6 protein-coding genes are annotated in these 6,320 nt (G+C 35.2%); all 6 read right to left on the bottom strand.

All coding sequences use genetic code 11. The annotated features are described in order from the left end of the window. Nucleotides 1-9: 9 nt before the first annotated feature. The 6 genes from hemB to SPD45_RS11425 all read right to left on the bottom strand — a co-directional run bounded on the left by hemB (nt 10) and on the right by SPD45_RS11425 (nt 6,227). Complete coding sequence (gene hemB / locus SPD45_RS11400; protein WP_336267889.1) at nt 10-993, bottom strand: porphobilinogen synthase; 984 nt, start codon at nt 991-993, stop codon at nt 10-12. 3 nt (nt 994-996) lie between these two features. Next, nucleotides 997-1,746 (bottom strand): uroporphyrinogen-III synthase, encoded by a 750-nt coding sequence (locus SPD45_RS11405; RefSeq protein ID WP_336267890.1) that lies wholly within the window; start codon nt 1,744-1,746, stop codon nt 997-999. After that, nucleotides 1,739-2,674, bottom strand: a complete 936-nt coding sequence (gene hemC / locus SPD45_RS11410; protein WP_336267891.1) for a hydroxymethylbilane synthase — start codon at nt 2,672-2,674, stop codon at nt 1,739-1,741. The genes SPD45_RS11405 and hemC overlap by 8 nt, the downstream gene beginning before the upstream one ends. A gap of 11 nt (nt 2,675-2,685) precedes the next feature. After that, nucleotides 2,686-3,963 (bottom strand): glutamyl-tRNA reductase, encoded by a 1,278-nt coding sequence (gene hemA / locus SPD45_RS11415; RefSeq protein WP_336267897.1) that lies wholly within the window; start codon nt 3,961-3,963, stop codon nt 2,686-2,688. A 341-nt stretch (nt 3,964-4,304) separates the two neighbouring features. Further along, entirely contained in the window at nt 4,305-5,291 is a 987-nt protein-coding gene (locus SPD45_RS11420) for a Gfo/Idh/MocA family protein (RefSeq protein ID WP_336267892.1), read from the bottom strand. A gap of 204 nt (nt 5,292-5,495) precedes the next feature. Beyond that, nucleotides 5,496-6,227, bottom strand: coding sequence for an NADPH-dependent oxidoreductase (locus SPD45_RS11425; RefSeq protein WP_336267893.1), 732 nt, complete (start codon nt 6,225-6,227; stop codon nt 5,496-5,498). Nucleotides 6,228-6,320 lie beyond the last annotated feature (93 nt).

Below are 6,320 nucleotides of genomic sequence, written 5' to 3' on the forward strand. Positions count from 1 at the left end.
CTCCTAACTTTATTGTGTATTATTTAACCAGCCAGCTACATCTTTTGCATAATAAGTAACAATCAACTGTGCACCGGCACGTTTCATTGCGATTAGTTTTTCCATGACAACACTTTTTTCATCAATCCATCCATTTAATGCTGCTGCTTTTGTCATTGAATATTCACCACTTACGTTATACGCAACGACGGGTACATCTACATGATCATAAACTTCACGGACAATGTCTAAATAAGCTAATGCCGGTTTAACAATGATAAAATCGGCCCCTTCTTTCGTATCTGTTTTCGCCTCACGTAGTGCCTCCTTCCGATTTCCTATATCCATTTGATATGTTTTTCGATCACCAAAGGAAGGAGTGCTCTCTGCTGCATCACGGAACGGACCATAAAAAGCGGAAGCATATTTCACGGCATAAGACATGATGGGAATATGCACAAATCCCGCCTCATCCAATGCTTGTCGAATTACCGTCACAAAACCGTCCATCATATTAGATGGAGCAATAATATCGGCACCAGCCTCTGCTTGCGTAACAGCTGTTTTTGCTAATAGTTGCAATGAGCTATCATTTTCAACATATCCATCATGAAGTACACCACAATGACCGTGCGATGTATATTCACATAAGCATGTATCTGCAATGACGAGCATATTCGGTGCATATTGCTTAATTAGCCTTGCGGCACGTTGCACGATACCTTCCTTATCATAGGCTCCCGTCCCTTCTTCATCTTTTTCTTTCGGAATGCCAAATAATAAAACAGCCTTTAATCCTAGCTTTTGTAATTCATCTAGTTCTTCCTCCAAAAAATCGAGTGAAATTTGATATACACCAGGCATGGAAGGAACTTCTTTTTTCGTATTTGATTCCTCTGTTATAAAAAGTGGATAAATAAAGTCGTTCACTGATAACATAGTTTCACGTACCATTGCCCGCATCGCTTCACTATGACGTAAGCGACGGTGGCGTATAAATGATGCATCTTCCATTTTTCAATCATCCTTTCTATTATTATGTTGAACCATTTTTTCAATCATACCTTCTATCGTAAATACATCTGCAACGAGAATATTCGGAAATTGTGCATCGATGGCCTTTTTTTCTGTCGTCGTCCCAATACAAACTATTGGGATAGGTTGCCATTTTGCAAAATCAGGGACCATGGATAGAAACGCATCAATGGCAGATGGACTTGTAAAAGTGATATAATCAATTTCATTCGTTTCAGACACCTCTTGTAAGGTTCGTTTCATCACGTCATTTTGTTTCGTTTCATACACTTCCACAACATCATACGGCATTTTTCCCTTATCAAACGCTCGTAATAAAACAGGGCTTGATAAATTGCCACGAACGAATAAAACTCGTTCTTTCTTATTAAAACGCTGTAAAAATTGTACTGCCATCGTTTCAGCATTATAAGTACTTGGCATAAAATCAACTTTATACCCTCTATTATTTAATGCTGCTTTTGTTTTTTCTCCAACCGCTGCAACATTACATTTATGCAATTGTTCCGCATATTCTTCATGTTGTAAAAAACAAGCAACCCCTTTTTGGCTTGTGAAAAACACCCAACTATATTGTGTAAGAGCAGCCTTCATTTCATAACGTTTACAATTAATTTGTAAAAGTGGCACCTCCATTGGATTTGCCCCAGTTTTACGTAATAAATCTGCCAAAATGGTTGCACCTTGTTCATCTCGTGTAATTAAAATATTTTTTCCATGCAAACTATTCAATATGCTTCAACTCCGCATTTGTTCTTTGAATAAGCGCATCAGCTCCTTGCTGTTTCAATGCAGTGGCTACATCTTTTGCCACTTCATCCGGATTTGTTCCGATTGCTTCATGTTCAAGCATCGTTTTTCCATTTAGTGAAAATAAGCGACCACGTAAATGAACTTTTCCGTCCTTTACATTTGCATAGGCCGCTAATGGTGCTTGTTCTCCTTCTGCAAAGGCTTCTAAAAAAAGGCGCTCTGCATATACTGAATTCGCTGTATCCACATCATGGATAAGTGATAATAATTCCATCGTTTGTTCATCATCTTCTCGGCATTCAATCGCTAAAGCTCCTTGACCCATTGCTGGCATGAAATCATTCTCAGGTAAATATTCTGTAATATGTTCTAAATCAATACCGAGTCGTTTCAATCCGGCCACAGCTAATATGATTGCATCAAACGACCCATCTTCTAATTGCTTAATCCTTTGATCAATTGGACCACGTATCCACCTCGCTTCAAGATCCGGTCGTTTCGCCAAAATTTGCGCTTGTCGACGAACACTGCTCGTTCCAATCACCGCTCCTGGTGGTAGCTCTTCAAATGGAATATGATGTTTGGCAATATACGCATCACGATGATCTTCTCGCTTAGGAATCGAGGCAATCGTTAACCCTTTAGGAACTGTAACTGGTACATCTTTTAAACTATGTACTGCAAAGTCGATCTCTCCATGTAATAATTGTGTTTCAATTTCTTGTAAAAACACGCCACCTTGCCCTAATTTGGTAAGGGAGACATGTAAGTTTTTATCTCCCTTTGTCATTATTTCTTTAATGGAAAATGACTCTTTTACTCCTTTTTCTCGAAGTGCTTCGATTACCCATTTCGTCTGAATCAATGCTAACTTACTATTTCTTGAACCTACAACAATATCTCGCAATAAAACCTCTCCTATCTTTTTTCGGTCATTTTATCTTCTAACCCAAAAATATCAATGAATAATTCCTTTTCTTGTTCAAACGTTCCCTCTTTACACATTGTTTTCACTTGTTTTATCGGTTGTTCCATCAGTTGATTGACGATACTTTTTGTATGCTTTTCAATTACCTTTCGTTCTCTTTCACTTAAAGAAGGAATTTTTCGGAACACACTCTCTACAGTTTTTGCTTGAATATCAAAAGATTTTTCTCGCAATGCATGTATAACAGGTACAGCTTCCAGAGTTTCAGTCCATAATCGAAACGACAGTAATTCCTCTTGAATATCTTGTTCAATTAACTCAGCAGCCTCTTTTCGTGCTTGCATATTGTCATCTACGACATGTTGTAAGTCATCAACATCATACAAAGTAATTCCTTCCACTTCTTGTACAGCTCTTTCAATATCACGAGGTACAGCAATATCAATACAGAGGAGTTCTTTATGTTTTCGCATATCCATTACTTGTTTCATTTTTTCTTTCGTTATAATTTTATGTGCAGCACTTGTAGATGTTATGACAATATCTACCTCTCTTAATACTTCTTCTAATACTTCAATTGGTTTACATTGTATATCCATTTTTTCAGCGAACGATTTCCCACGTTCTAAATGACGATTTAATATCGTTATGTCGGTTACACCAGCCGCTAATAAATTTTGTACGGATAATTTTCCCATCTCTCCTATTCCGACAATCACAGCAGATTTTTCTTTTATATTCGCATAAAATGACTTTGCTAATTCAACTGCAATATAACTAATCGACATAGGTTGCTCACCAATTTGCGTTTTATGATGGGCGTTTTTTGCAAATTGAATGACTCGCTTACTTAATTCATTTAACATTTTTCCTGTTGTTTTATACTGTTGTCCTAATAGAAATGCATCTCGAACTTGCCCGAGAATTTGCGTTTCTCCAAGCACAATCGAATCAAGTCCAGAAGCTAGACGAAATAAATGATGAACGACAGCTTCCCCTTTTGTAAACTGACAATATTGTAGTAATTTTTCTTCTGAAAAATGGAACATGGCATGTAAAAAATGCAATATATTTTCTTTTCCACCATGAACATGATCGACAACAGCAAATATTTCCGTTCGATTGCATGTTGATATAATAATATGCTCACATATATGTGGATATTGATATAATGCATCATATGCTTTTTGCATCATGTTATCAGTAAATTGAATTTTTTCACGTATTTCGATTGGTGTCGTGTCATAATGAACACTCATTTTTAACATGTACAACTTTTTCTTCTCCTTTTGGATACGATATAAAAAATTGGATTATGTCTTATTTTCATTTACATTATTATGTACGTTTTCTACGATGTTATGGATATTATTTGTAATTAGAAAGTTTTCAAATTTTATATGGGCTCTTTACTAATAATTTTCACTACGTCTATTATCATATCACCTTATTATACTTACTAGTATATATAATTATTGACAATTATTTGTCAATTATATGACAGTTGTTATAATCTTCCATGTAATCTAATTTTTCTAACAATGAATAAAGGTTATAAAAAAGCTCTTCAACCAAGTTTGTATGCTGAAGAGTTTTTTATTACATATTTTTAAACAGTAATCGTATTTCCGGTATGCAAAGATTCATATGCTTTTTCAATATAATGAATCATTTCTAGTGATTGATTAATATCGTACACAGGGGTACGGTTTTCTTTTATACAAGCATGAAAATGTTCTAATTGAAGTGCATATTGATTTGCTTTCTCTTTTTTTGTTTCAATAATATCTCCTTGCTTATTTATACGTTGAACAATCGCTTCTTCATTTTCTGCAACATCTGGTCTAAAGGCAGATGCAACGAAAATGGACCCATTATCGCCAAATATTTCGTAATAATTTCTAAATGGACCTTTAAATGAACATGTAACGGTAGCGAGCCGTTCCTCTTTATCTTTCAAGATAGCAGTAGAGGTTACATCTACCTCATGCTTAGGATCGACATGACTAATAGTCGTTACAGACGTCGGTTTTATACGTGCAATTTGTGTTAGTGCATGTATGCCATAACAACCAATATCCCAAATTGCCCCACCACCAAGCTCTTTATTTAGCCGAATATCTTTTTTATTTTCTAACAAAAATGAAAAATGTGCATGTGCAGAAGTAATATTTCCAATTTTACCTTCTTCTATCCATTGTTGAACTATATTATGTTGTGGATGATATTGATACATAAATCCTTCCATAAAAGTTACTGCATGTTTGTCCGCCACATCTTTTATTTCTTGCAAATCCTTTACTGTTAATGTTGCTGGCTTTTCAAGTAACACATGCTTTTTTGCTTCCATTGCTTTAATCGCCCATTCTTTATGTAAATTATTTGGTAATGGAATATATATTGCGTCGATATTGTCATCGATAAGTAATGCCTCATAGGTCTCATAAACCTTTGCAATACCAAATTTGGCTACTTTTTCTGGACTCTTTGAAGCGATTGCGACAATCTCCTGATCTGCTACCTCCTGGATAGCAGGTAAATATTGCTCATACGCAATATTCGCTGCACTTAAAATTCCCCAACGTAATTTCTTCATCTATGTTCCCTCCATCTTCCTTTATTATATATAATTTTAGTTTATTTGCATAGTTTTCTGATTGTTTAAGTCGGAATTTAACATGTAAGATCTCAAATGTTTTTCGAATTTCTTAATCTAACTCATTTTATACAATATATAAGAGATAAAATCTGATGAAAGGAAGCCCACTTTTCCATCATAAAGCAGGCATTCCTCTACTCACTATTCTTCGTTTAAATATCCTTTTGATTGAACAAATTCTTTTAAATGTGCTCGCCGAGGTTTTGACCAAAAGTCTGCCATTGATTCTGTCCACGTAATATCTTTTTTATTATTCGTACGTGCTTTTATGTAATTATTGTATGTTTCATCGTATTCTTTTAATAAATCATCATATTTTTCTTCGTTATACCCATCGACATGTACGACTGCCTCTAACGGTAAACGAGGTTTCACTTCATTTTTCTTAGTAGGGACACCTACAGTCATCGCAAATAACGGTATGACATACTCTGGTAAATCGAATAAATCACTTATTTCTGCCGGATTGTTCCTTGCCCCGCCAATGTAACAAATCCCATATCCTTTTGACTCAGCCGCGATAACAAAATTTTGTGCATAAATTGCTGTATCAACTGCTGCAACTAAAAAATCTTCGACGCGGTCGCCAATTAATTCTTTGCCATGCATTTCAACCGCTTTTACATTTCGCTTTAAATCCGCGCAAAATAAAAGTGCTACAGGTGCTGTTGTAAATTGGAATTCATTATTCGTTAATGCCGCAAATTTATTTATTTTTTCTTCATCTTTCACATGGATGACAGAATATGCTTGGACGAAATGTGAACTTGCACTATATTGAGCCGCTTCTAGTAACTCATATAATTGTTCATCAGAAATTTTTTCATCTGAATACTTACGAACAGAAGTATGTGATTTTAATAATTCTAACATTCTTATCCCTTCCTTTAGCTATACTTTCCATTATTATAAGCGATTACATTGTTTTATCATACTAAAAAACCTTTAAAGAAAGTCAACTACTAA

Source organism: Pseudogracilibacillus sp. SO10305 (assembly GCF_037072005.1).
GTDB classification, from domain to species: Bacteria; Bacillota; Bacilli; order Bacillales; family Amphibacillaceae; genus Pseudogracilibacillus; species Pseudogracilibacillus intestinigallinarum.